22 protein-coding genes, 3 tRNA genes and 1 other RNA gene are annotated in these 23,628 nt (G+C 56.6%); 8 read left to right on the top strand and 18 right to left on the bottom strand.

The features are described 5' to 3' along the window. The first annotated feature begins 1 nt into the window (after nucleotide 1). Nucleotides 2–745, top strand: coding sequence for a CYTH domain-containing protein (locus tag KCQ76_RS07800; protein ID WP_052722330.1), 744 nt, complete (start codon nucleotides 2–4; stop codon nucleotides 743–745). Nucleotides 746–778: 33 nt separating this feature from the next. Here KCQ76_RS07800 and KCQ76_RS07795 read toward each other — a convergent pair whose 3' ends face one another. Next, a complete protein-coding gene (locus KCQ76_RS07795; RefSeq protein ID WP_046203038.1) occupies nucleotides 779–973 on the bottom strand; it encodes a hypothetical protein in 195 nt (64 codons plus the stop codon). A gap of 181 nt (nucleotides 974–1,154) precedes the next feature. On the opposite strand from KCQ76_RS07795, the gene KCQ76_RS07790 reads away from it, so the two are divergent. Then, nucleotides 1,155–2,465 (top strand): hypothetical protein, encoded by a 1,311-nt coding sequence (locus KCQ76_RS07790; protein WP_046205234.1) that lies wholly within the window; start codon nucleotides 1,155–1,157, stop codon nucleotides 2,463–2,465. A 58-nt stretch (nucleotides 2,466–2,523) separates the two neighbouring features. On the opposite strand, the gene rnpB is transcribed toward KCQ76_RS07790, so the two are convergent. From rnpB to cobC, 5 genes are all read right to left on the bottom strand, one after another. Beyond that, nucleotides 2,524–2,983: RNase P RNA component class A (rnpB, locus tag KCQ76_RS07785), an RNA gene on the bottom strand. Between the two features lie 11 nt (nucleotides 2,984–2,994). Further along, nucleotides 2,995–3,672, bottom strand: a complete 678-nt coding sequence (locus KCQ76_RS07780; RefSeq protein ID WP_046203040.1) for a histidine phosphatase family protein — start codon at nucleotides 3,670–3,672, stop codon at nucleotides 2,995–2,997. Continuing rightward, a complete protein-coding gene (locus KCQ76_RS07775) occupies nucleotides 3,581–4,420 on the bottom strand; it encodes a zinc ribbon domain-containing protein (RefSeq protein WP_052722332.1) in 840 nt (279 codons plus the stop codon). The genes KCQ76_RS07780 and KCQ76_RS07775 overlap by 92 nt, the downstream gene beginning before the upstream one ends. A 157-nt stretch (nucleotides 4,421–4,577) precedes the next feature. Further along, on the bottom strand, nucleotides 4,578–5,696 hold the full coding sequence (locus KCQ76_RS07770; RefSeq protein WP_060941944.1) for a Nif3-like dinuclear metal center hexameric protein: 1,119 nt from the start codon (nucleotides 5,694–5,696) through the stop codon (nucleotides 4,578–4,580). Between the two features lie 74 nt (nucleotides 5,697–5,770). Further along, nucleotides 5,771–6,931, bottom strand: a complete 1,161-nt coding sequence (cobC, locus tag KCQ76_RS07765; RefSeq protein WP_046203168.1) for a pyridoxal phosphate-dependent aminotransferase — start codon at nucleotides 6,929–6,931, stop codon at nucleotides 5,771–5,773. A 234-nt stretch (nucleotides 6,932–7,165) separates the two neighbouring features. Here cobC and KCQ76_RS07760 point away from each other — a divergent pair, with 234 nt between their 5' ends. Then, the gene (locus KCQ76_RS07760; RefSeq protein WP_046203041.1) at nucleotides 7,166–7,663 is read left to right on the top strand and encodes a low molecular weight protein-tyrosine-phosphatase; all 498 of its coding nucleotides are present in this window, start codon (nucleotides 7,166–7,168) and stop codon (nucleotides 7,661–7,663) included. Between the two features lie 2 nt (nucleotides 7,664–7,665). Further along, the gene (locus KCQ76_RS07755) at nucleotides 7,666–8,790 is read left to right on the top strand and encodes an SURF1 family cytochrome oxidase biogenesis protein (RefSeq protein WP_046203042.1); all 1,125 of its coding nucleotides are present in this window, start codon (nucleotides 7,666–7,668) and stop codon (nucleotides 8,788–8,790) included. A 17-nt stretch (nucleotides 8,791–8,807) separates the two neighbouring features. Here KCQ76_RS07755 and KCQ76_RS07750 read toward each other — a convergent pair whose 3' ends face one another. The 5 genes from KCQ76_RS07750 to KCQ76_RS07730 form a co-directional block, all read right to left on the bottom strand. Next, nucleotides 8,808–9,761, bottom strand: a complete 954-nt coding sequence (locus KCQ76_RS07750) for a CobD/CbiB family cobalamin biosynthesis protein (RefSeq protein ID WP_060941943.1) — start codon at nucleotides 9,759–9,761, stop codon at nucleotides 8,808–8,810. Next, nucleotides 9,755–10,729, bottom strand: a complete 975-nt coding sequence (locus tag KCQ76_RS07745) for a hypothetical protein (RefSeq protein ID WP_052722334.1) — start codon at nucleotides 10,727–10,729, stop codon at nucleotides 9,755–9,757. The genes KCQ76_RS07750 and KCQ76_RS07745 overlap by 7 nt, the downstream gene beginning before the upstream one ends. A 71-nt stretch (nucleotides 10,730–10,800) precedes the next feature. Beyond that, complete coding sequence (locus KCQ76_RS07740) at nucleotides 10,801–11,643, bottom strand: hypothetical protein (RefSeq protein ID WP_146003171.1); 843 nt, start codon at nucleotides 11,641–11,643, stop codon at nucleotides 10,801–10,803. Nucleotides 11,644–11,959: 316 nt separating this feature from the next. Then, a tRNA-Val gene (locus tag KCQ76_RS07735) sits at nucleotides 11,960–12,032 on the bottom strand. Nucleotides 12,033–12,231: 199 nt separating this feature from the next. Further along, nucleotides 12,232–12,612, bottom strand: coding sequence for a DUF3052 domain-containing protein (locus KCQ76_RS07730; RefSeq protein ID WP_082089925.1), 381 nt, complete (start codon nucleotides 12,610–12,612; stop codon nucleotides 12,232–12,234). Between the two features lie 293 nt (nucleotides 12,613–12,905). Here KCQ76_RS07730 and aceE point away from each other — a divergent pair, with 293 nt between their 5' ends. Continuing rightward, nucleotides 12,906–15,626, top strand: coding sequence for a pyruvate dehydrogenase (acetyl-transferring), homodimeric type (aceE, locus tag KCQ76_RS07725; RefSeq protein ID WP_046203044.1), 2,721 nt, complete (start codon nucleotides 12,906–12,908; stop codon nucleotides 15,624–15,626). A gap of 102 nt (nucleotides 15,627–15,728) precedes the next feature. Further along, entirely contained in the window at nucleotides 15,729–15,956 is a 228-nt protein-coding gene (locus tag KCQ76_RS07720; RefSeq protein WP_046203045.1) for an acyl carrier protein, read from the top strand. Nucleotides 15,957–16,000: 44 nt separating this feature from the next. On the opposite strand, the gene KCQ76_RS07715 is transcribed toward KCQ76_RS07720, so the two are convergent. The 5 genes from KCQ76_RS07715 to KCQ76_RS07695 form a co-directional block, all read right to left on the bottom strand. Next, entirely contained in the window at nucleotides 16,001–16,420 is a 420-nt protein-coding gene (locus KCQ76_RS07715) for a DUF3145 family protein (protein ID WP_082089896.1), read from the bottom strand. A gap of 194 nt (nucleotides 16,421–16,614) precedes the next feature. Continuing rightward, nucleotides 16,615–17,409: a serine hydrolase domain-containing protein gene (locus KCQ76_RS07710; protein ID WP_046203046.1), complete on the bottom strand. Its 795-nt coding sequence runs from the start codon at nucleotides 17,407–17,409 to the stop codon at nucleotides 16,615–16,617. Then, the gene (locus KCQ76_RS07705) at nucleotides 17,333–18,091 is read right to left on the bottom strand and encodes a trimeric intracellular cation channel family protein (RefSeq protein WP_046203047.1); all 759 of its coding nucleotides are present in this window, start codon (nucleotides 18,089–18,091) and stop codon (nucleotides 17,333–17,335) included. Before KCQ76_RS07705 ends, KCQ76_RS07710 begins: the two co-directional genes overlap by 77 nt. A gap of 69 nt (nucleotides 18,092–18,160) precedes the next feature. Further along, nucleotides 18,161–18,234 (bottom strand) — tRNA-Ile (locus tag KCQ76_RS07700). A gap of 149 nt (nucleotides 18,235–18,383) precedes the next feature. After that, a tRNA-Asn gene (locus KCQ76_RS07695) sits at nucleotides 18,384–18,456 on the bottom strand. A 210-nt stretch (nucleotides 18,457–18,666) separates the two neighbouring features. On the opposite strand from KCQ76_RS07695, the gene KCQ76_RS07690 reads away from it, so the two are divergent. Beyond that, nucleotides 18,667–19,377 (top strand): hypothetical protein, encoded by a 711-nt coding sequence (locus KCQ76_RS07690; RefSeq protein WP_046203048.1) that lies wholly within the window; start codon nucleotides 18,667–18,669, stop codon nucleotides 19,375–19,377. Between the two features lie 82 nt (nucleotides 19,378–19,459). Continuing rightward, the gene (locus tag KCQ76_RS07685; RefSeq protein WP_146003170.1) at nucleotides 19,460–19,852 is read left to right on the top strand and encodes a hypothetical protein; all 393 of its coding nucleotides are present in this window, start codon (nucleotides 19,460–19,462) and stop codon (nucleotides 19,850–19,852) included. Nucleotides 19,853–19,978: 126 nt separating this feature from the next. Here the strand turns inward: KCQ76_RS07685 and KCQ76_RS07680 are convergent, their stop codons facing one another. Both KCQ76_RS07680 and KCQ76_RS07675 read right to left on the bottom strand, forming a co-directional pair. Next, entirely contained in the window at nucleotides 19,979–20,872 is an 894-nt protein-coding gene (locus KCQ76_RS07680) for a hypothetical protein (protein ID WP_046203050.1), read from the bottom strand. A 231-nt stretch (nucleotides 20,873–21,103) separates the two neighbouring features. Continuing rightward, nucleotides 21,104–23,542 carry an MFS transporter gene (locus KCQ76_RS07675; protein ID WP_060941942.1) on the bottom strand — a complete coding sequence of 813 codons (2,439 nt, stop codon included), beginning with the start codon at nucleotides 23,540–23,542 and terminating at the stop codon, nucleotides 21,104–21,106. Between the last annotated feature and the right edge of the window lie 86 nt (nucleotides 23,543–23,628).

Here is a 23,628-nt window from a genome sequence, read left to right as displayed (position 1 = left end):
CATGAGTTCTACTGATCAGCTGGAAGTCGAAGTTAAGTTTTCCGTGGACGACGCCACCCCGGTGCCTGATTTTTCCTCGGTGGAGGGAGTCGCTGGGGTTGGGGCTGAACAGCGGTTTACGCTCTCGGCGACGTACTACGACACGCCAGACCTCCAGTTGACCAGGAATAAGATCACGTTGCGACGTCGCAGCGGGGGCCCCGACGAAGGATGGCATCTCAAACTTCCGGGAACGCGCGGGCGTCGCGAAGTCCATGCCCCATTGGACGCGGGGGACGCAACGGATTCCCACCATGTTCGTCCGCCTCGTGCGCTCCTTGAGACACTTCATGAGGCACTGCCTGCTGCACCGGCGGACGATGACTCGGCGGACTTTATCGCCATCGCACAAGTTGACAATGAGCGGCACGTGACCGACGTGATGGTGGACTCCCCTAGCTCGCGCGGAGATGCTGAATCAGGCAAAAGTGCTACCTCATACAAGGGAGCTGAATTCTGCGATGACCACGTCTCATCGCGCGGGCTCCTCGAAGGCGGACAAGCCCAGCACTGGCGGGAATGGGAAATTGAGCTCAGCCCCGAGATCCTCGACGATCGCAACGATGGTGACGGCCAACGCGATAATCATAGCTTTGCTGATGACTTCTTAGACCGACTCTCTCAGCACGCTCTAGCAGCTGGGGCGAAGAAATCGTCGAGCCCGTCCAAGCTCGTCATGGCTATGGGCGACACCATGCCCGACTAGGCGTCGATAAGACCTCGGCCGTGGAGCCGTCGGCTAGTCCTCCTCGTCTTCCCACTCTTCATCGGCTTCGTCGGCCTCTTGATTGCGCTCGTGAGCTCGCTCAAGCGCGTGCTCGGCTTCTTCTTTGGAGTCGTACGGCCCCATGCGGTTAAGCCAGCTCGACTTCTTCCCCTGCGAAACTTCCTTAGTTTCTGAATTGAAGTACCACTTTTGATCGTCGGTGGCCATGGTGAGTGCCCTTTCTGCAGTATGTGGAAACCGTCACCGCGCAAAAATCGCAGTTTTTTCACAGGCGCATAACAAGTTTATTTCACTCTCGCCTACATCGCCCGCAATAGACCATTATCTACCTACCATTGTTCGTAGGCCTCAGCGTCTCAGAAAACAGTCTCACAGCAGAAAGGATTTCATGTCCGGTTCACCCTCCCCTGCTTTGCTTACTGATGCGCATACTCGGGCATGGGGTGTTGATCCGACATGGATTGTTTCTACACCCGGAACACTGGCCTGGCTGGGCGAATATGTCGCGCCCATTGGTGGAACCACGATCGCGCAGACGATCGAGCCGTCGGTTCAGGTCGCGATCAGTCTCACAACGACACCACCTCAGGGCAACCACGATCAGCTAAACCCATCTGAAACCGGTATGTCCTTCGGTGTTCATTCGGCCGGTCCTTACCCCATTGCCGACGCTGACGACGTGGTGCGCACCGTGCTGGACACTGTGGCACACCAGCAAAGTGGGCTTCGACGGTCGATTCTCCTCTACGTGACGATCATGTCCTCTATTCCACCCGGTGAAGGTTTCGGTGAACACGCTGCGGCCACTGCCGCGATAACCATGGCACTAGCGACGGCGCTCTCCGGCAAGGATGACCCACCGTGCCCGCCCGCGCTGGCCACACTCACGGCGAAGGCACTCCGACAGTCCGCGTACTCCCCCACATCGTGGTGGCGACCGTCGGTCATTTTCCGCAGTCAGCCCGGAACGCTCACTCATCTCACACAGTTCGACGACGCCGTCACCGCGCTGCCTTTTACTGACAAACGGGAGCCTCTCCACCCAGTAATGCTCTCTGCTACGCCTACCGACGAAGACCTCGATCACGCACAGGGATGGGCATCGAAAACCCAGCGTAACGATGCTTTCTTGTGGCGCGCATGTTCCACCTTCGGCGTCGAAACGCTATGGGACTTGCCGTCTGCTCCGCAGCGTGTTCTGGAGTGGCTTGATATTTCCCGGCGCGACACGACTGCTGATGAACAGCAGCCGGACTATCCGTCAGTCATGGAGGCGCGCCGGTGGCTGCAGTTATGCGGGCGGGATAGTTCACGTGCGCGCCACGCGGCGATGGACGTGAAATCGCGACGCACGACTCGGGTGGCCTCGACGCTCACGACGTCAGGCCGCGAACTGATCGAGCTGGTTTCTGCTGCAACGCCCACCCAGCAGCGAATACTGAGAGACATTGCAACGCCAGCTGGCTGTGACGTTATCGGGGAAATTCCCGGCCAGAGGATTGTTGCTGCACGGCCTGTCACCGGCGCGTCCACGTCGGTACTCGCATTGGTGAAGCCGAATAAGGATGAGACTCAACCACAAACTGGCGACAAGATGCGGAGCGACGGGCCACGGAGCGAAAGCGCGAGAAACAGCGGAATAACAGTCACGGAACTATCTTTCGCCGAGCCGGCACACATACAGCTCTCACTCACGTAGCCAACAAAGCCACAGCCCCCACACATGTAGCCAACAACCCTGCACTCCCGCACAAAAACGAATGAGCCGGCCTATAAGCCGGATTTTGTCTGCCATGCGGGGTCTCCCCTGGCATGGGAGGTAATCATCTATCTCGGGCTGCCATCGCTAGCAGCCTCACGCGGCTTACCCGCGGACTTGGACGAGCAGCCCTCAAACGCCCGCGCCGGCGCACCAAAGCAGCGGTGCGCCATCATGCCTTGCTCCCGGAAGGGTTTACCTAGCCACCACAGTCACCTGCAGTGCTGGTGCGCTCTTACCGCACCCTTTCACCCTTACCTGCAGATGTTGCGTCTGCAGGCGGTCTACTTTCTGTTGCACGTGCCCTCAGGTCGCCCTGGGTTGCTGTTAGCAACATCCGTGCTCTGTGGAGTCCGGACTTTCCTCGACGACGGTCTGCGCAGCATCAGGCACGGTCTCTGCAATCAGAGATCTCGCTCTGCTGTCGATTCCGCCCCCGCGATTACCCGGCCGGCTCAATCGCGAGGCTTCACTCTACCCCATCAACAAGGTGCGCGGTGGAATTGATAGCCTGCACGCAGATCGGGCCGTCGCTATAAAAATCAACGATGCTGATTGACGACGTATCCAGGTGAAGCCGAACAAAGAAGTCAGAGTCGGCACACAAAGCGCGACGCAGAACCGACTTGATGGGGGTCACATGGCTAACAAGGAGCAGGTTATCTCCCCAGTGCTGGTCAACGAGTTCCGTCACCGCCTTGTGAACCCGCTGATCAACAGCCTGAACACTTTCTCCACCCGGTACGGGCATGGTCCAATCCGTGAACCACTTTTCTTGTGTTTCGCCGAAATGGTCATGAACGTCCTTGAACGTCCGCCCGTCCCATTCGCCGAAATCAAGTTCGATGAGGTTATCGACGACGTCGACGGGCAACTCCGCGGGCTGGTCCGCCCCAGGGACTAATTCGTCTGTGAGGTCATCAAGGGTTTGACGGCAACGCAACGCTGGCGATGTCACCGCGGCGGTTAAGTCGGCGTCGCGCAGCCATCGGCCAGCTCGACGTGCCTGGCGGTGTCCTTCATCGGTGAGAGGTATGTCGTCGCGGCCCGCGTACTTACCTTGTGTGGAGTACGGCGTTTGCCCATGACGGAGCAACACTAACCGGCAGCGCTGCGTCTCGGATGATCCCGGTAGCCAGGCAGCCATCAGACCGCTCCTTCCAGTTCGGGGTTGTACCGAATGAGGTACGTATTGCACTCCGGGCATTGGAGGAGCTCGTCGGCGGGGCCTTGCGAAATGCCGTTAACGTGGCATTATCCAGCGACATGTGGCACCCCTGGCACACGCGGTCTATCAGCTGAGCGGCTCCGACTCCGTGATCCTCACGCTGTATGTCGTAGGCCTCGACAATCTCGTCGGGCAACTCGTGTTTAATAACCTGAACTTTTCGATGCTTTTCGTCTATCCGCCGACGCACCGCCATGATCGAGTCATCCAATGCGCGACGAGCGGCTGCAACGGAATCACCTGAGTCAATTGTTTCCGGCGGCTGGTCCTGACCCTCAGGGCTTTTGAGGTGCTGGTCACGCTGGGTTTCGACGTCATCCCGTCGAGATTCTAACCGTGCTCGGATCCGCTGGGCAGCGTTAATGTCGTGGTTAAGGTCGCGTCGTCGCTCTCGGTCTGAGGTCACGGTGAGCCGTTGACGATCATCGGCCTCTCGGCGACGAAGCTTGGCAATATCACTATTGAGCTTGAATAATTCAGCATCCATCTCTGAGAGCGTGACCGAAGCCGCGACAGTGCGGGACCGTGCCAAGGCTTTCTGCCTCAGGACTTCATCAAGCCGCTGTTTTTCTGGCAGGTTGACTGCCCGCGCTTCCAGAACCTCAATGTCGTTGTGGAGCCGGGACATATCAAGAAGCCTCTTTTGATTCCGCACTGAGCATTTCATGCTGTCCTCCTCCATCGTGACGGTTGAAGCGCCTGGTGCGCCAGCACTAGCAGTTATATCTCTAGAACACTGATCTCTAGTAAACCAGCAAACCGGCCGTCCGTGTGGCACTTAATGCCGCGCATCTCGGCAGGCCGTTGAGCTATTCGGACTCGTCCTACCGCTTCTTGGTGGCGTGGACTGTCCAGGGATCCGTCCTCACCTCAATCACCTCGGCGGGCAGACCCAACTGCTCACGCATCATGGTGGCGACGGATGCACACCACGGGAACTCGCTGGCCCAGTGCGCTGTATCCACCAAAACAGGCCTTCCGCGGCGAAGGTGCTCGTCGGCAGGATGGTGGCGGAGGTCCGAGGTCACATACACATCGGCACCCACCGCCCGCGCTTGATCCAAGAAACTGTCACCCGCTCCCGAGCACAACGCCACTGTTTCAATGCGCGTATCGGGATCGCCAGCTGCTCTGATTCCCTCCACGGTTTCCGGTAGCGCGTCCGCAACCCTCTGGGCGAATTCCTTCAGCGTCGTCGGGCTAGCGAGTTTCCCGACGCGGCCAATCCCACCGATCACACCGCCGCTCATGGTGACGCAATCAAAAGCGGGTTCTTCATATGGATGAGCGCGAGCAATAGCGTCGATAATGTCGTTGTCGAGGTTTGGACGAGCAACAAATTCCACTCTTACCTCGGTGGCATGCTCGATCTTGCCGACGCTACCTAACGCCGGGTGGGAACCGTCCTCCGGCAAAAACTGGCCTGTGCCCTCGGTCTCGAAGCTGCAGTGGGAGTACTGGCCGATCTTTCCCGCCCCCACGGCGAATACTGCGTCCTTCACCTTCTCAACATGGTCGACGGGGACCATTACGCCCCACTTGTGCAGCGTCGACTTAATAGGGTTGAGCGGCTTTGTCTCTGTCACGCCTAGGAGGTCTGCCAAGATATCGTTGACGCCGCCCTGAGCAGCGTCGGCATTGGTGTGGGCGGCGAATAACGCGCAGTCGTTTTTAATCAACCGGTGCAGTAACCGGCCCTTCGGATCATCCGTCGCCACGGAATGAGTGCCCCTCAACAACAAAGGGTGGTGGACAATGAGTATGTCCGCGTCCTGGTCGATGGCGTGATCGACGACGGCATCCGTGGCCTCTAACGCGACGGCGACTCGGGAAACACTCGCGGATGGATCCCCGCAGATGAGGCCCACGCGATCCCACTCTTCTGCCAGGGGCGGGGGGAAGGCGGCATCCATGGTCTGACGAATATCAGCGACTGTAGTCATAGACCTATTGTGACATGAGGCTAGGACACGACTGAGGCAATAACGCTTCGTGGGTGTGCGCGACGGCCACGTGGCTATGCCCGACGGCTACTTTGAATGTGCTGCACAGCGTCAATGAGTTGTTCCACGTCACTCGGGGGCCGCACAGCTAGTCGGAGTGCGCTGCCGTCGAGTCCGGGGAACGTGTCTGTACGCCGAACCGCAATGCTGTGTGCAGCGAGTTCCTGAGTCAGACGACGCGTCGATTCCGGCGATACCGGGCCATCGTTTTCCGGAGGAATGACCAGCATAAATGGCGCTGCAGAGGGGTAAACATTCCAGCCCGCCGCGGTCAAGGCCTCCGCCATCGCCGCCCGGTTGCGCACCATCTCTTCTTTATCGCGTCGGGACCACTCGATGCCGCGGGGACTCACCGCTTGACGCATCGCTTCCAATGCCAACGTTCCCACAGACCAGGGCGGGCGTCCGTGGCTAAGTCTCTCGATCACGTCCGCGTCACCGACGAAATATCCGCACCGCAGCCCAGCCACCGAGAATGTCTTCGTCAACGATCGTGCTACCACCCCCCCGGTCGGCCGATGAGGCACAAGCGACTCGGGGCACTCACTCTGGTTCGCAGACTGGTTTTCAGAACACACACCAACACTGCAATCAGTGTTATCAGTAGGCCCTGACGTGGCCATATCGATAAACGCCTCATCCACCAGAACGATCCGTCCCGGTTTCAGCGCCCGCTCAATATCCTCCCGGCGGTGAAGAACTCCTGTCGGATTCGTCGGATTACCAATCACCACGAGATTCGCATCGGCAGGAATCACGCCGGGCCAATCTTCGTCGGTAAGAGACCACCGAATAACACGCGTGACCGGAATATTAGCGCTGGTCAGCGCAAGATCGGGCTCGGTGAAGGAAGGATGCAGAAGAGCCGCTCGAACGCCATCCCCCCGTCGGCTAGCGGGACTCCCTGTGGCAGCAACTCGGCCTCCACCAAAAATCTGGGGAAGCAACGAAAAGCCCTCAGCCACACCATTAAGAAGCATGATTTCCGACGGATCACACCCATGAAAATCGGCGATGACCTCACACGTTTCCTGCTCTTCCCACGGATACGCGCCGAGATCACCCAAGCGATGTGCCAAGGCCTCCTGCAGCCACGCCGGGGGCACAGGGTGCCGAACATTCACTGCGAAATCAAGGTCCGCCCCCCGGGCGGCTTGATCCCCATGAATCTTCATCACGTCATTCACAGTGAACACAGTACCCACGGGGCACGGCCCCCCATCCCAACAGCACCCAGAGGTCACGGTCCCCATCCCAAGCGCGGCTCATCCCAATCCCTGCTGATCCCATGCCGCACTTCAGCGAGCCCCACGCCACCACTACGATAGATAGTCGCGTCGGCAATAGGCTCTTCCTGCACCGTGGATATCCCCATTGTTGGCGTCAACACCACCACGAAAGGATCACCTGTGACGGGTACCGAAACCTTAAAAATTGTCTTCGTATGCACGGGTAATATTTGCCGTTCGGCAATGGCTGACGTGATGGCGCGTGATGCCCTCGAGCGCGAAGGACTCCTCAGCCAAGTGCGCGTGGAATCGTGCGGGCTTGGTGGCTGGCATGTGGGACAAGGCGCCGACAATCGTGCCGTCGAAACCCTCCGCGAGCACGGGCTCGATGGGACTGAGCACCGCGCAAAACAATATGGTCCCCAATTTGCCGACGCGAACTTGTTCATCGTCATGGACGACGGCCATCGACGTGCCCTCCGGAATGATGGTGTCCCGTCGCACAAGATCCGTTTCCTTCGCTCCTTCGATCCCGCTGGTGGGCGCCATGAACCACTGCAGGATCCCTACTACGGGACGAAAGAGGATTTCACTGATGTTTATCACTCCATCGAAGCTGCGCTGCCGGGGCTATTGTCGTGGGTGACACGTGAATTAGAGGATCGATCGGACCGATAAGAATGGCTCAACGGGGTTGGCGAACATTCCTCAAACCAGGATGGGTAATTACCGCAATCCTGGTGATCGCGTTCGCCTATGTGGCGTTCACAGTCCTAGCACCGTGGCAACTCGGGAAAAATTCACGGACGCAGGCGACCAATCACAGGTTGGAAAAAGCGTTCCATGCGGACCCCGTACCTTTGTCGAAGGTCATCACGAAGACGGCGTCGGCACCAACCGGTACCATCGACGAATCGAATGAATGGAAGCGCGTCAAACTCCAAGGTTCTTTTCTTGCCGACGAGGAGCTGGTGCTGCGCAATCGCCCGGTCAATTCTGATGCCGCGTACCAGATTCTGACGCCGTTCCGTGCCGACGATGGCACGGTCATCATGGTGAACCGCGGCTATGTGAGGCCTGAATCCGGAAGCAGGATTCCATCCTTTGCTCCGCCACCCAGCGGGAAAGTGACGATCCAAGGCTATACTCGGTTGGACGAGCCCGCCCCCGAAGAGCCGAAAACAACTCATGACGATGGCTACACAGAGATCACGAACCTATCGTCATCCTGGTATAAGAAAGAGATTCCCCAGGAAAATTTTGTTAAAGGTTATGTCCAGCTTGAAGAGAATCAGCCGGGGGCGCTCAACGCTATTCCGCTTCCTCAGTTGGATTCTGGCCCCTACCTGTCCTACGGCATCCAGTGGATTACGTTCGGGATTTTAGCTCCTCTGGGGCTGGGATATTTTGCGTGGGCTGAGATTCGGGAACGCCGCAAAGCCCGCGAAGAAGAGCAAGAATACGGTGCACTGGGTGAGGAAGACATCACCTCAGATGGCACGCCAACAACCGACGAGACAGCTGCCGATGATCGGGATGCTGGAGAGAGTGCAACGATTTCCGGCGAGGATGCTGGCTCGGTTAAGCGCGTGGACTCCGAGGAAGGCCAAGGACCGACGTCGGAGCACGTGCCCTCAGACCAGCGAAGTCAGGACAAACCATCCAGTGCCGACGAGGACACCACCGACCGCGACTCACAACCGGAGCCGACGTATCAGCAGGATTTGTACGATAACCGCTACGGGGGAACTAAACGCCGTAACGCTTTCGCCCAGCGTTTTAAGAAGGACGAAGAGCGGTTCTAGTTGGAGACTGGTTATAGTTATCGCCGGTCCATGCATCGCTGAAGAACAAGCGCGATCCCCAAGGCCGCGTATTGAACACCGCGTGACAGTGTGACCGCGCGTCGGACGTCGGCAATAGTTGGCGCGGGGCCCTCCCCCATGACTGGGCGCATTTCAACTCCGTAGGAGTACTGTGTGGCGCCACCCAATTGCACGCCTAAAGCACCGGCGGCGGTAGATTCCACAACTCCCGCATTAGGGCTGGGATGGTTTTGTTTCCGCCACGCCGTGATCGATCGTCGCCCGCCAACGGCGGAGTGAATGAGCGCTGTTACCCGCGCGACCGGCCAATTTGCCAGGTCGTCCAGCTTGGCAGCAGCCCACCCGAAATTCATATATCGGTCGCTCTTGTAGCCCACCATCGCGTCGAGGGTGTTAATGCAGCGGTGCGCCACGACTCCGGGAGCTCCCGCCAGCGCTCCCCAGATCAGGGTTCCGACGCCGGCATCGGAGGTATTTTCGGCCAGGGACTCGACCGCAGCGCGGGCAATGCCATCGGCATCGAGTGAGTTAGAGTCGCGGGAACACAGCCACGGAACCCACTGGCGTGGCTCGTCGATAGTAGTCATGCCGGATTGGTACTGCTCCAGTGCCGTGGCAACCCGGCCTCCTGTCCGAGCAAGGCTTGTCCCGCCGAGGCTAAAGAATGTGACGACGCCGAGCACAACCGCGTGTCGTGTGGTGCGACGAGGGCCGGCGAGCGCTGTGGTGACAAGTACGGGGATACCGACTGACAACGCTTCGAAAGCGACGCCGCGTGGACGGGAATCTGCATAAATCCGCTTTTCCAGGGCTTGTGCCGCGCGCCCAAATAATGCCACGGGGTGATAGGACGCTGGGTCTCCAAGGATAGCGTCGGCAAGAAAGCCCCCGGCTAGCCCATATTGTTCCGGAGCGAGATGAAGGGAGCGATGCGCACCACGGCTTAGCATGGCGATGAATAACTATCGTCATTGTTGAGCCGACGGGGGAAAGCACCACTTGTCCTTGAAGCGGCCTCGCATACAGCATCAAGATCGTTCCCATAATCGACTAACACGGGATAGACCAGGTTGCCGTTGGAATCCTTCTTCCGCAATGACGGGCAGGCACCGGGGTAGGTGTAATAGGCGTCAGAGTTGCTCGCCAACGCTGACCGCAACTTCCCTTTCGTGTCCCCACCCGGTTGGTCGATGACGGATTGCACGATCAAGACATAATCACCGTCACACCTGACATTGCGAATGGAGCGGGTGCTTCCATTAACCGACACCGAGGTGATAGTTCCGTCGCTGTTGTTATTGTTGGAATGTTTTTCTTCTGTCCATTCAGGCACGCACCGACCAAACCGGGTCTGAAGGTTTTTAGGAACACCATCGCGCTGCATTCTTTCATCGCTGTAGCATCGGCCACCTAAATGCGAATTGGGGTTATCTTTGTCTGGCATATACGCTTCCCATTTGGACCCCGTCCAATGAAGCGGAAAAAGCCAATCCGTACCGTGCTGGTTTGCTATCGCCCAGGTGCCGTCGCACTCTAATACATCATTAAGATCGTCGTAGATCGCACCGGTTTCGTGCATATAATCAATGGTGCACCGCTCGCTTACTGACGGGCCACTTTTGCTGTCGTTATCGTCAGCCGCTTCTGCAGAGCTGGTTGTCTGATTCTCTTCAGCCGGCGAGGTCGTGGATTCTGAGGACGCCGCACCACCGTCGGCAGAAGTGTTGTTATTGGCACGGTTGTTAATGAATTGCACCGTAACTACAACGACCGCGGCGATCACAATCAGCGCCAGAATGGTCCACAAGAGGGGGATGGCACGTGAGCGTTTTTTCGGCTGCTGGGGAACCTGCTGGTTCGGGGCACCACCATTAACACCCCATTGATTGTTTCCATCAGGTCTGCTGGTGTCACTCATTGTTTCATCCTTGGTGGGCTATCACAGTGTGATTAGCACGGGGAGCTAAAGTCACCACGATCGTTGAGGGTTCATGGATACCAGTTACTTCTCGACTTCGCTTCTTGGCACATGGCGCTTCTGTCGGAGCCGAAATCTCCATATACAGGATAAATGTCATCGCCATTGAGCTGTCCACGTAATGACGAGCAATGTCCCGGCGTCATAAATTCAGAACCAGGGTTGGCTGCGAGTGCCCGTGAAATATCCCCGGCTGTGGCGTCTTTATTCGTATCAACGATTGAATTCTTGATAACAATATTTCTTCCGTCACACGCCGGCGACGAGGCACGCACTGTCCGACCCGAGACGGTTACCGACGAAATATAGCCATTAGAATCGGTGTTGCTGGACGAATCTGACTGATTGCTCTTCGCGGTGTCATCGGGGCCGCATTCGGTGAATCGTGATCGTATCTCTGATGGCACCTGATCAGCATCTAACCGTGAGCTAAGGTAACAACCATATCCGCTGATTCCGGAAACTCCGTCCCGTTCATATTTGGACCAGTGGCCATTGGCCCAGTGGTAGTAACTCACGTCGTCAGTTCGGGGAACTCCGAACAACAACCAGTCCCCGGAGCAATACACCACTTCATGTTCGCCGGTCATCTGCGGAATATTTTTGCGCAAGTAGGATTCAGAGCAACGATCAGTCGCAGCTGCACCTTCATCATCAGACGCAGATTGAGATGAGGGGTTGGCGGAAGCCAACTGGTGCGGTGACTCTGACTGGCTTTCCAGTGTTCCACTACTGGCCGCTGCGACGGATTCATCCTGGCCGTTGTTCTTATCGGCATTCTTCAATGCAATCCAAATGATTGAAGCCCCAATGACAAGAGCGACCGTTATGACGGCTGTGATGCCAATGGGCATGAGGTTCCGCTTTTTTGGAGGCCCGGGCTCGTTATTTGGGGGGGTATAAAAGGATCCCCATTCGCCATCAGTTCCAGAAGTCGAATTCTCCAAACGTCGACCGGGCTCGTGATTCATGGAGAATACCCCTTTATAAAAAGTCAGCGCGTGAGCAATGGAAGGCAGTTGGTCACAAGCAGTGTACCCAGACGACCACAGCGACATAGAGTCCGGTACATGTATCAGCCAGGCCCTCTACCCCAGCCTGAGGGTGAAAATGGGGGTCTATATGACAAAACCTCCATCCGCTGTGCGAATAGAGGTTTTTATTTTGCTGTGCGCCCTGACGGGTTCGAACCGCCGACCTGCTGGGTGTAAACCAGCTGCTCTTCCAGCTGAGCTAAAGGCGCTTAAGTGCTCATGGCTCAAGGCCTGACTGCTCTTAAGCCGTAGACAAAGCTAGCATATGCCGTACTGGAAAGAGAAAACCGCTGAAAACCGGACTTTCCGCACCGGCGAAAATCGCAAGCGAGCGCAGAAAACCAACACCGGCCTTACGTCGCAAGGCCAGCACCTGCTCTAGCTTGGGAGCCTGCGTTAATTCCCGCTTTAGTTCCGACGCACCCCACGCTGAACCAGGCAGGAACCTTGCCAGTCCCCCAGCCGCAATGCGGAGGTCTGCACCAGCCCGGCCAATTGAGCGTTCTCAGCGATATCTCCCGGCGGAACGGTGCCTGCTTGCCCTGCTCCTGGGGTCACCAACCAGATTTGGCCGTCTTCCGCTAGTGCACGTGTGGCATCTACGAGTCCATCAACGAGGTCTCCGTCGTCGTCTCGCCACCATAACAAGACGACGTCGACGATTTCGTCGGTGTCGGGGTCATCCAAGAGAGGTTCGCCTATGGCATCTTCAAGTGATTCGCTTACTGCTGAATCGCAGTCGTCATCCCACCCGAGTTCCAGGATGATGTTTCCTTTTGTCACGCCCATGCGATCAGCAAAGTCTTTGTCGCGCGTGGCCGCCTCGCCCACGGTTTGGTGCCTCCTTGACAATATGGATTGAATTATTAGCGAGGTTACCGTTTTTACGTGAAATTATCTCATCGACTCTCCCACGAAGTCCCCCAGAATGACGCCCCTGGGATCAATAATGCTGTCACCCCCACCCAAATTGATTGGTTTCTGCTGGAAAGAGTGCTGCTGCGTAGAATCGATTCAGATAAAGATTTTGGCCATTATCCAAGAATCTTGGCCACATTCCACAAGTTCAGGAGTACACGTCGATGACTGATACCTCGCCCGATTCGTCGCGCGACAGCAATTTCGCCCTCATTCGTGATGGCGTCGCGTCCTACCTCAATGACAGCGACCCCGAAGAAACTCGTGAATGGCTTGAGTCCCTGGACGGGATGCTGGAGAACGCAGATAGTGATCGTGCGCGCTACATCATGTTGCGCATGATTGAGCGCGCAACGGCGAAACGCGTTTCCCTCCCGTCACTCACATCGACCGACTATGTCAACACTATTCCGACGACGATGGAGCCCGAGTTCCCCGGCGACGAGGACATCGAGAAGCGCTATCGTCGCTGGATCCGGTGGAATGCAGCGATCATGGTTCACCGCGCTCAGCGCCCAGGTATTGGAGTCGGGGGACACATTTCCACCTATGCCGGCGCTGCCCCCCTCTACGAAGTTGGGTTTAACCACTTCTTCAAAGGCAAGGATCATCCGGGCGGCGGGGACCAGGTATTTTTCCAGGGACATGCTTCGCCCGGAATGTACGCCCGTGCATTCCTTGAGGGCCGACTAAGCGAAGAAGACATGGACGGCTTCCGCCAGGAAGTCTCCCGCGAACACCGTGGCCTCCCCTCCTATCCTCACCCGCATGGGATGCCCAACTTCTGGGAGTTCCCGACGGTGTCCATGGGACTCGGCCCCATGGAAGCAATCTTCCAGGCGCGGTTCAACCGCTACCTCCTTAACCGTGGCATTAAGGACACATCACAGCAGCACGTGTGGGCGTTCCTCGGCGATGGCGAGATGGATGAGCCAGAATCGCGTGGCCTCCTGCAGATCGCGTCGCTCAACAACCTGGACAACCTCACCTTCGTCGTGAACTGTAACCTACAGCGTCTCGACGGCCCTGTCCGCGGTAACACGAAGATCATCCAGGAATTGGAATCCTTCTTCCGCGGAGCCGGCTGGTCCGTCATCAAGGTCGTGTGGGGACGTGAGTGGGACAAGCTCTTTGCCGCCGACAAAGAAGGCGCCCTGGTCGACCTCATGAACAACACGCATGACGGCGATTTCCAGACCTTCAAGGCCAACGACGGTGCCTACATCCGCGAGCACTTCTTCGGCCGCGATCCCCGCACCGCGAAACTCGTCGAAAATATGTCGGATGAGGACATTTGGCATCTTCGCCGCGGTGGCCATGACTACCGCAAGATTTTCGCCGCCTACCAGCGTGCATTGGCGACGAAGGACCGGCCGACCGTCATTCTGGCCCACACGATTAAGGGCTACGGCCTGGGCCACAACTTCGAGGGCCGCAACGCCACCCACCAGATGAAGAAGCTGACCCTCGATGACCTCAAGCTCTTCCGGACGAAGCAGGACATTCCGATCTCTGATGAGGAATTAGAGAAGGATCCGAAGCTGCCTCCGTACTACAACCCCGGCCCCGACGCCCCCGAAATCAAGTACATGCTGGAGCGCAGGAAAGAGCTGGGCGGTTTCCTGCCAGAGCGACGCAACACGTTCACGCCGCTCTCGGTTCCTGGCGTGGACAAGCTCAAGCAGATGCGTAAAGATTCCGGCAAGCAGGAAGTGGCTACCACGATGGCCATTGTCCGCATCATGAAAGCGCTGATGCGTGACAAGGAAATCAAACGTCGCGTGGTGCCGATTGTTCCGGATGAGGCTCGTACATTCGGGTTGGATTCATGGTTCCCGACGAACAAGATTTACAACCCGCATGGTCAGCGGTACACGGCTGTGGATCATGATTTGATGCTGTCTTATACCGAGGCTACCGACGGACAGATGATGCATGAGGGCATCGATGAGGCCGGATCGGTGGCGGAGTTCCAGGCGGCGGGTACGTCGTATGCCACCCATGGCGAACCGATGATTCCGCTGTACATCTTCTACTCCATGTTTGGGTTCCAGCGCACTGGTGATTCGATCTGGGCTGCCGGCGATCAGATGGCACGTGGATTCCTCATCGGGGCCACAGCCGGACGGACCACCTTGACCGGCGAAGGCCTCCAGCACATGGACGGCAACAGCTTGACACTCGCCACGACCAACCCGTCCGTCGTCTCCTACGACTGCGCGTTCTCCTACGAGTTGGCGCACATTATTCCTCGCGGAATTGAACGCATGTACGGGGATTGCCCTGGTGAAAACGTCATCTACTACCTCACCTGCTACAACGAGCCGATACACCAGCCCGCTGAGCCGGAGAACCTCGACGTCGAGGGCGTTCACAACGGTATTTATCAGTACCAGGATGGTAAGGATGCGACCATCATGGCGTCGGGCATCGGTATGCAGGCTGCTCTGAAGGCCCGCGATATTCTTGCCAACAAGTTCGACGTCGATGCGGCTATCTACTCGGTGACGTCGTGGACGGAATTGGCTCGTGATGGTGTCCGCCATGATCGCGAACAGTTGCGTCATCCGTCGAAGGATGTGGGCACGGCCTTCCTGGAGAAGCAGCTGAGCGGCGCCCACGGGCCGTTTGTTGCTGCGTCCGATTTTGATACGACGATTGGTGAAACAATCCGCAAGTGGGTGCCCGGTGATTACACCGTGCTCGGCTGCGACGGTTTCGGGTTCTCCGATACTCGTGCCGCTGCCCGCCGGTACTTCAACACCGATGCGGAGTCGATTGTCGTCGCCGTCTTAGCTGGGTTGGCCCGGGAAGGGAAGATCGACGTCTCGGTGGCTGATCAAGCTGCGAAGGACTTCCACATCGACGACCCCACTAAGGCATAACAACCTGGGCCGGCTCTGGGTACGGGGCCGACCCGCGACACACCAATTTGTTGACAGTCCACGGGGCACGGCATCAGGCTTCACGCCTGGTAGCCTGGCCTCGTGGACGTTTTTCATGAGGTCAAAAGCATTGTGGCGAAATATGGACACGTTGACCCGGACGACATCACCCTCGACTCCACCGTGGACAGCCTTGGCCTGGATTCGCTGTCGGTGATCGATATCGGCGTGGGTATTGAGGAGCACTCAGGGCGCCAGGTGGACCAAGAACAGATCGATTCGTTCACGTCGATTAGGGACATGGTCGACTTCATGGAGCAGGATTCCTAACCGCCACGGTGTCACCCGCATCCCCGCGCAGCATCACAGGCTTGTCATGTTTGACGCACGAGCGTCGCGTCGTAGTCGTGGTCTAGATCCACGCCCGCACCGTCGTCGGCGGCGGGCACGAGTTCTGGAGCATAGTCCCAGGCCTCACCTAATGCGCTGCGGATGGCAGCGTCGATGCCCTGACGGGTTGTTGCCTCGGCAAGAATTGCGCGAAGCCGGTGCTCCGTCAGGACGACATTTCCTAATTCATCAATATCTGCAACGTGCAGCCCTAGGCTTGGCGTAAACCTCCACATGCTTTTTCCGTGTTCAATAACGCAAAAGGGCTCCCCGGTACGCAAAAGTTGGCGCACCAATTCGGCCCCACCGTTGTCGACGTAAATCATCACCGTTCTCCTTAGTTTGTCACCAAGAAGCGCGGTGAGCTGGCTTCCCTCCAGCTCCGACGGCTTGCTTTCTCCCATATTCCGGAACAAATTCCCGACGTCGCAACCTCAAGTAGGGCTTTATCCCCCGTGTGGGTTTGCTGCATAAGCGCAGGTCATAACACATGTTGCGCATGTTAACTAGTGTGACCGATGGTACTAGTCGGCGAGTCCCTCGTTAGCGGTCCACTCCCCCGCTCATAACCCGCTCATGGCCAGTAACAACCGGTGAGTTACGCACCGTATCCGAGTTCACGGGCCTTTTCATCGTTCCATTCGCTCCACAACGGTTTAGCCCAGTCGCCGAAGTCCCGGTCGGTGAGGACCACAGCGTAGTGCTCACCTGGGACGGTCCACAGGAATGTTCCGCTTTGCCCGAAATGGCCAACGGTGTGTGAGGGCAAAGCGGTGCCGGTCCAGTGTTCACGGCCCGACCCTCCCCGTTCGCGCGGGAGTCCTTTCTTCCCCTTCACTTCAGGCCCCAGAGCCCACGGGCACGGTTTGAACATGCCGTAGCCGGGGACGACGCCGGCCAGATCCGGGTACCACACTTCATAGTGAGGGTCCGCCACCAGTTGGGGATTAATCATTTCCTGGGCGAACAAATCCATGTCGTGCAGTGTGGATCGCGCGCCGTGACCAGCCGATCCATAGAGTTCAGTCTGGGTCATTCCCAGGGGCTGGCACACCGCTTCTTGCAGATACTCCGGGAAGGGAATCTCGGTTTCTTTTTCGATGTAGTCCGCGAGGATATCGTAACCGGCTGACGAGTAGATGCGTCGAGTTTCCGGGGCCTTTTCAGGTTCGGTCGTGGCAAACCCGACGCCGCTAGCGTGGGCGAGCAAATGCGCCACAGTCGCTGGACCTACGGGGGTTGTCAGGTCGCAGACTCCCTCTTCCACGGCGACTAGCACAGCGCGGGAAGTCAGGAGTTTGGTGACGCTAGCGAGCTCAAATACTCGAGTGGGATCCCCCGTCATCTTTCCGTCGACGGAGCTTGCGGCGTTGTTTACGGGCCAATCGTTCATCAGGTTCAACCATAGCGCGCGTGAGCATGAGCCGTCGGAGTTGACCTGCTGTCATGGTAACTGGTGCCCAATCGGGGTTATTGGGCAAGCCCCACCCTTTGAAGTAGGCGACGATGGACAAGATGGAGGCAAACGACGCTGAGACCACCATGCCCACGGTTTGAAGTTGGAAGCTATTAAAAAGCACCATCATCCCGCTACCGAGCAGTGCCGACGTCGCATAAAGGGTGTTACCGCCGAAAATCGCGGGGACAACACCGATGGTGATATCGCGGATCATCCCGCCGCCGACCGCGGTGATCATGCCAAGGAGCATCGCGGAGGGCCATAGCAACCCGGCGTTGAGGGCTTTTATTGTTCCGGTTACTGCCCACACTCCGAGGACAATGCCGTCGCCGATTTTGAGGAGTTTGTTCCACTGTTCCCGCTCTAGCGAGACTGTCATGGCGACGAGTCCGCCCGATAATGCGACGCCGAGGTAAATGGGCTCTTTTAATGCAGCGGGGAGACCGTGTTGAAGGAGCGTATCTCGGAGCAAACCGCCGCCGAGGCCAGACAAAATAGCAAGGAGGCCGAACCCGATAGCGTCGAATTTTCGACGACGCGCGATGGCGCCTCCCAGAATGCCGTTGATGAAGACGCCGGTTAAGTCGATAATGCGATAGACGGAGATAATGTCCATGGTTATTCACCAATCTGAACCATGTGAAGCTAAAAATCCCTTGCCTACGAGAATAGACAAGGGATGATGTGGGGCCAGCGGGGCTCGAACCCGCGACCAACGGATTATGAGTCCGTGGCTCTAACCTACTGAGCTATAGCCCCGTGAGGATGATAGCAAACGATCGGGAGAATACCGCTATTGCTTCACCCGGTTTCTACGCCACGTGAAAGACACGGGTGACCAGCCGGGAAAAGAAGGTAAAAAATAAAAACACGGGCCGTTACAGCACAGGCCCGTGGATATGAAAAAGCTCCCCCAACTGGACTCGAACCAGTAACCCTTCGATTAACAGTCGAATGCTCTGCCAATTGAGCTATGGGGGATTCTGCGGATGATGTCCGCAACGAGATAGAACTGTACAGAGAGACCACAGCAGAGGCAAATCAGTGGATTGAACTGGGCTTATGCGCGCGAACCGCTAAGCACGGTTCCATAGTGTCGCCGCCTCATCCATCCATACGACGCCCACCATAATGCGGGTACCGTACCCTAAGGCCATAGACCGAAGTTAGCGACAATGATAAAAATAGAATATGTCTGATCTCAACGTTTCTTTGCGCCCCAACGAAAATGGCGTCCACCTTACTAAGGTTCCATCGAGACTGATTACCTTCTGGCAGAAAACCACGTTAGCGGTTACTGACAAGCGCATCGCCATTAACCGGCCACGTTTATTGTTCGGTTTAATTCCCCTCGGTAATCGGCTCAATAACATCGAGTTGGGCTCAGTATCACATACCGAACCGAAGAAAACGTTTGACCTCACCTATTTAATTACGTCGGCGTTCCTTTTTGTTCTCAGCCTGATTTGGTTTATCAGCTCTTTCCATGCGAAGAAGCCTGGAATCGACGAATACTACAGCGAACATCCCAACGGAACGATCAGCCCACTGATTCTGATCGTGTCACTGATCTGCATGCTGCTCACCATCTGCCTGGCTGCCAACTCATACCGATCGAGGCTGGTGATTGCCGATAACTTTGATGGCCAAGACGAAGTCGACCTTTCCGCCCTGGCGCACGCGGACGTGACCAACTTTTCCAATGGGTTTAACCAGTACATCGGTTACAACCCACAAAACCAAGCCCCACAGTCGCAATTCAACACTCCGCAACAGGGAGGAGGCCAGCAAGCAAACCCATCCAACTATCAAAATCCTGGTGTCGCTGGCGGATACAACCAGCCGCAACAGACCAACGGAAATTCCTCAAACACCCAAACAGCGGAAAATGGCTGGGGCTAGCACAACACGGGGATAGCTCTCCGACCACACCGACATAACCCAAAGCTCCCTATGCCTCTCCTTTACGACGATTAGGCCCCCAATGCGCAATAAACTACTCCCCCTCGTTAGCATTTCTCTCGTCTCCTCAGTTTTACTCTCTGGATGTTCATCGAACGACAAGCTTTCAGACGGAAAATGGAGTAAGTCCGACTCGAGCGGCAATGAAGTGATATTAAAGGTTGACGGAGATAATTTCAGTCTGAAATCGTATGACGACGATGACCTTGAAGCCAAACTTGCCGGTAAAGTAAATCGCCCAAAAAGAGCATTCCTAATACATAAACAAGATTGGGGCGACGGACGCGCATTTTCACTCAGCACTCAAGAAAAGAAATCCATCACCAAGGACGATGTGATTGAGTACAGATTTGAAGGGAAAGCCCTCAGTCTTAAAGGAGAGAACGATGAGGAGTTGGGCTTGGCAAAAGAGTAAACCTACTCACACACCCAAAGAATGGCGATATATAAATACTGAAGTGCCCTTCCCGGTGCAAGAATTTCCACCGGGAAGGGCACTTTCATGCCTTAGCGTGGTTCAATTCCAGCAAACGATAAAACCTTATTCACCGGTTGATTGGGCGCCATCTTTGTGAACCCTTTTCCACAACAAGACGCGAATGTTCCAAAACAGCTGCAAAAACACCAGCATTGCGACGGTGTGAAGCAGGGTAAACACGATGTTTAAGAGCACACCCAACGAAGCGTCAGCTTTATTCGCTGAGTCAACAAGGTCAGACATCCAGCTATCGTCACCCGATGATGAAGAACCGGATGTGAACGCAACTCCCAACAGCCGAATACCCAGATACAGCCACACAATGGCAATAATCCCCAGACCGATGGTCCACATCAGCGATTCACGCCGTTTACGCTCCGGGCTTACCGCGAATTTTGCCAAATCAATGTTGACAGATGATGACGAACTCGATTGCCCGAAGGCATCATTTCCGTTATTCGGTTGTGGACTACCGAAATCGTTGGACTGAAAACCCGCTGGGGAATTATTCTCGACAGAATTGTTACTCCCATTCCTGAAGCTAGCCGCACCTCGGTTAACCGAGGTTGTTGGCTTACTAGGCGATTCGTATGACAGTGCCGAATGCCTAGCAAAAGTTCCTTCGCCTGTAGACTCGGCCGACGAACTCCCAATATCAGCTTGCGTAGGAGTGAACCCTGATGTCACGGAACCATTTGAATCAGCGTCTTTACCACTAGCTAGGCTGTGCAAACGGCGAACAGTCCACTCGGGCGAGTTGGGATCGGCAAGACCCTTATCATAAACAGCCCGACGCTGCGAATTACCCAAAATAGCTCGCGAGGTTGCCAACATATCCCGGCGCGCATTGTCACTCTCAGGCGTTTCTGCAAGCTGTTGAGCTAACCGTTTATCAATCTCTTCACTATCTAGCGAACGATCCAAAGAAAGCTCGCTATATAAATCGATGTGACTCATCGTCCTAGAAACCCTTTCAATCAATGGAGAGCATATGGAACATAAGTGGCAGCACGCTCACTACATGAACTGATGCTAACTCATTTATGTTAATTAAGACACTGTTTTTGATTAATTGTTACTGTTTCTTCACAGTGTGCAGGGTTCCTATTAAAATAACTCCAAGCCAACCACAAAAATAACGGCCACATCAATATGTGTGAGTGGCCGTTTCGCTGTTAACGATAAGTCCTAGCTGTGCTCTTTCTGGCTCCGAATTTCATAACGGTCTTTGTCGCGAATAAAAATCAGTGCGACAAGAGCACCGACAGCAGCCAGCACCGCAGCGATAATCAGCACGTTATGTAACCCGTTGATGTACGACTCCAAAGCCTTGTCAGCAAACATCGGGGCGTGCTGGCGAATCAGCGGGAACTGCCCACTCGACGCTAAATCGACAATCTTCTGCGGAGCATCCATCGTGATAGTCGATTTATCCGGCGACAACACCGCTCCCGGCGGCAACTGAGGCGCAGGCGCCGGAACTCCCGGCGGCAACTGCTGCGCACCCGCCTGCGTATTCATCACCGATGCCGTCGGGAAGGACACTGCCTTCAACCCCGATGACGTTGCCGCTGTCAGAATCGCACCATAAATGGCCACACCGAAACTCGTCCCCAAGGGGAAAGCTGTGTTGGCAATACCAGTCGCGGTACCCGTTTTACGCGGAGAAACAACAGAGACAGCAACGTCCATCAAGTGCGGAAGCATCAGGCCGGTCCCGATGCCGACCACGATGTACATCGGAATGATATCCACCCAGCCAGAGTTGGAGTTCAGCTTCAGGCCGAGAAGCAGACCAGCGGCAATAATGATCATTCCCAAGGCCTGAATGGCAGAAACCCTGATCTTCTTACCCAGCTGAATCGCTACAGGCGAGAACAGAATAATCGGGATAGCGAGCGCCGTCGTCACGTACCCAACTTCTAGAGAGCTTAAGCCGACCGCCCCGGATAGCCAGAGAACGATGTACGGCATCATCCCGAAACTGAACAGTCGGGCGGCAAACGCAACAATGGTCACTGCAGAGAAGGACGGGATGGCGAACATGCGGACGTCGATCATGGCCTTGTCGCCCTTGGCCAATTGCATCCACACCAAGAGGACCAAACCAGCCAGGCTGACGCCGAAACCAATGAAGACTTTGCCGTCAGTCCAGCCATCATCCGGGCCGGTCAGGAGGGCATAGTTCAGGGCAAAGAGGAACACCGACGCCACGATGAGCGTGAGCCACGAGATCGGCGGCACCGTCTCTTCAACCTGCTGGTCTTCAAGCTTTTCTGCTTCGTCGACGTGCCCTTCAGCGAGTAGCCGCGCTTTCCTGTCTTCCAAAGCTTGCCGACGCCACTGCTGCGCGTCTTTTGGCACACCGATCAACGTTCCCACAATGATCAGTAGCCCGATCGGAATATTGATCGCGAAGATCCAACGCCAGTCGAAGAATTCAACAATGGCGCCACCGACGAGTGGACCCAACGCCACCGCCGCAGCACCGGCTGCCATGAACACAGCTACCGCGCTCGTCCGCTGTTTTTCCTCGCCAGGGCCAAAAACGTCGGAAAGGAGGGGCAAACTGGACCCGAAGACCATGGCACCCCCGGCGCCCTGGATAGCTCGAGCCACAATCATCCAGTTTTCGGCATCCGCCGTCATACATCCGACCGATGCCGCGACGAACACCAACTGCCCGACTATGAAGATGCCTCGGCGTCCCACGAGGTCGGAGAGGCTGCCGACGCCCAGCAACAGTGCTGCGAACGCCAGGGTGTACGCGTTGACGATCCACTGTGAACCCGACAACGACAACTTGAGGCTCTCGCCAATATCCGGCAGTGCCACCAGGACGATCGTCATGTCAAGGGTCATCATAAGCGAGGCAACAGATCCCGCTACGGTGGACCAAAACTTCGCGTGAGGGTAACGACGGCCGGTCGGTTTCTTGACCGATTCGGCCGGCTTTGTCTTCGCTGCGGAGGATTTAGCCTTCTTTGTGGAAGGCTTCGTCTTTGTTGCAGGCTTGGTCTTCACTGCAGAGGACTGTGGCGCTGCTGCATCAGTGGCAGGCACCTCATCACTGTCGACGTCTCCGTCTCCACCCATGAGGTCGTCGGGACGAGCATCCGTGTCCCGAACTTCAGGACGATCGAACGCATCTTGCGAGGCGTGGGTATAAAGGCCCTGATCATGGGAAGAACCATTATCTCGGCCCGGCGCGTCGTCTGCCGCGGCGTCGGTACCGAGGACTTCGCCCTCTAGGATTTCGCCGTCATAGCCCGACGCATCCGTCGGCGATGAAGGAAACCCCGGGTAACCCGCGCCCGAGGGCCCCGACTCATCCTGCCGCTGGCGCTGTCCGCCACCGGTAAGCGGGTGCCCCATGAAAGAAATCTCGTCTTCGGGGCGGAGAACATCGACTTCACGGCGCCGGTGGCGGCCACCCGACGAGGTCAATTCCTTCAAACTTGGATCGAACGTAAGAAACGGAAACACCGGCGCATTTCGTTCTTCCGGCGCTGACGCGTCATCCACGCCTGACGGATCACCCTTCCACGGGTCATACGCACTGTCCACACTACCAGCTCGGCCAGCGAATTGGCTGTCCGACGCAGACGATGGCTCCTTAGAGTCCACGAGGTCCTCCCAGTGGTTAAAGCCGTCCCGGCCCTACGCAAACGCAGTGCGACCACAGCTAACTGCTACCCCGCCACCTATATGAC

Origin of the sequence: Corynebacterium parakroppenstedtii, assembly GCF_019754935.1 — a bacterium.
GTDB lineage: Bacteria > Actinomycetota > Actinomycetes > Mycobacteriales > Mycobacteriaceae > Corynebacterium > Corynebacterium parakroppenstedtii.
This window is presented reverse-complemented; position numbering and strand designations above follow the sequence as displayed.

Bases quoted from the DNA above. Each gene is read 5' to 3' on its own strand.
- KCQ76_RS07800 (WP_052722330.1), top strand. From the start codon at position 2: ATGAGTTCTACTGATCAGCTGGAAGTCGAAGTTAAGTTTTCCGTGGAC.
- KCQ76_RS07795 (WP_046203038.1), bottom strand. From the start codon at position 973: ATGGCCACCGACGATCAAAAGTGGTACTTCAATTCAGAAACTAAGGAA.
- KCQ76_RS07790 (WP_046205234.1), top strand. From the start codon at position 1,155: ATGTCCGGTTCACCCTCCCCTGCTTTGCTTACTGATGCGCATACTCGG.
- KCQ76_RS07780 (WP_046203040.1), bottom strand. From the start codon at position 3,672: ATGGCTGCCTGGCTACCGGGATCATCCGAGACGCAGCGCTGCCGGTTA.
- KCQ76_RS07775 (WP_052722332.1), bottom strand. From the start codon at position 4,420: ATGAAATGCTCAGTGCGGAATCAAAAGAGGCTTCTTGATATGTCCCGG.
- KCQ76_RS07770 (WP_060941944.1), bottom strand. From the start codon at position 5,696: ATGACTACAGTCGCTGATATTCGTCAGACCATGGATGCCGCCTTCCCC.
- cobC (WP_046203168.1), bottom strand. From the start codon at position 6,931: ATGAAGATTCATGGGGATCAAGCCGCCCGGGGGGCGGACCTTGATTTC.
- KCQ76_RS07755 (WP_046203042.1), top strand. From the start codon at position 7,666: ATGGCTCAACGGGGTTGGCGAACATTCCTCAAACCAGGATGGGTAATT.
- KCQ76_RS07750 (WP_060941943.1), bottom strand. From the start codon at position 9,761: ATGCTAAGCCGTGGTGCGCATCGCTCCCTTCATCTCGCTCCGGAACAA.
- KCQ76_RS07745 (WP_052722334.1), bottom strand. From the start codon at position 10,729: ATGAGTGACACCAGCAGACCTGATGGAAACAATCAATGGGGTGTTAAT.
- KCQ76_RS07740 (WP_146003171.1), bottom strand. From the start codon at position 11,643: ATGCCCATTGGCATCACAGCCGTCATAACGGTCGCTCTTGTCATTGGG.
- KCQ76_RS07730 (WP_082089925.1), bottom strand. From the start codon at position 12,612: ATGGGCGTGACAAAAGGAAACATCATCCTGGAACTCGGGTGGGATGAC.
- aceE (WP_046203044.1), top strand. From the start codon at position 12,906: ATGACTGATACCTCGCCCGATTCGTCGCGCGACAGCAATTTCGCCCTC.
- KCQ76_RS07715 (WP_082089896.1), bottom strand. From the start codon at position 16,420: ATGGGAGAAAGCAAGCCGTCGGAGCTGGAGGGAAGCCAGCTCACCGCG.
- KCQ76_RS07710 (WP_046203046.1), bottom strand. From the start codon at position 17,409: ATGAACGATTGGCCCGTAAACAACGCCGCAAGCTCCGTCGACGGAAAG.
- KCQ76_RS07705 (WP_046203047.1), bottom strand. From the start codon at position 18,091: ATGGACATTATCTCCGTCTATCGCATTATCGACTTAACCGGCGTCTTC.
- KCQ76_RS07690 (WP_046203048.1), top strand. From the start codon at position 18,667: ATGTCTGATCTCAACGTTTCTTTGCGCCCCAACGAAAATGGCGTCCAC.
- KCQ76_RS07685 (WP_146003170.1), top strand. From the start codon at position 19,460: ATGCGCAATAAACTACTCCCCCTCGTTAGCATTTCTCTCGTCTCCTCA.
- KCQ76_RS07680 (WP_046203050.1), bottom strand. From the start codon at position 20,872: ATGAGTCACATCGATTTATATAGCGAGCTTTCTTTGGATCGTTCGCTA.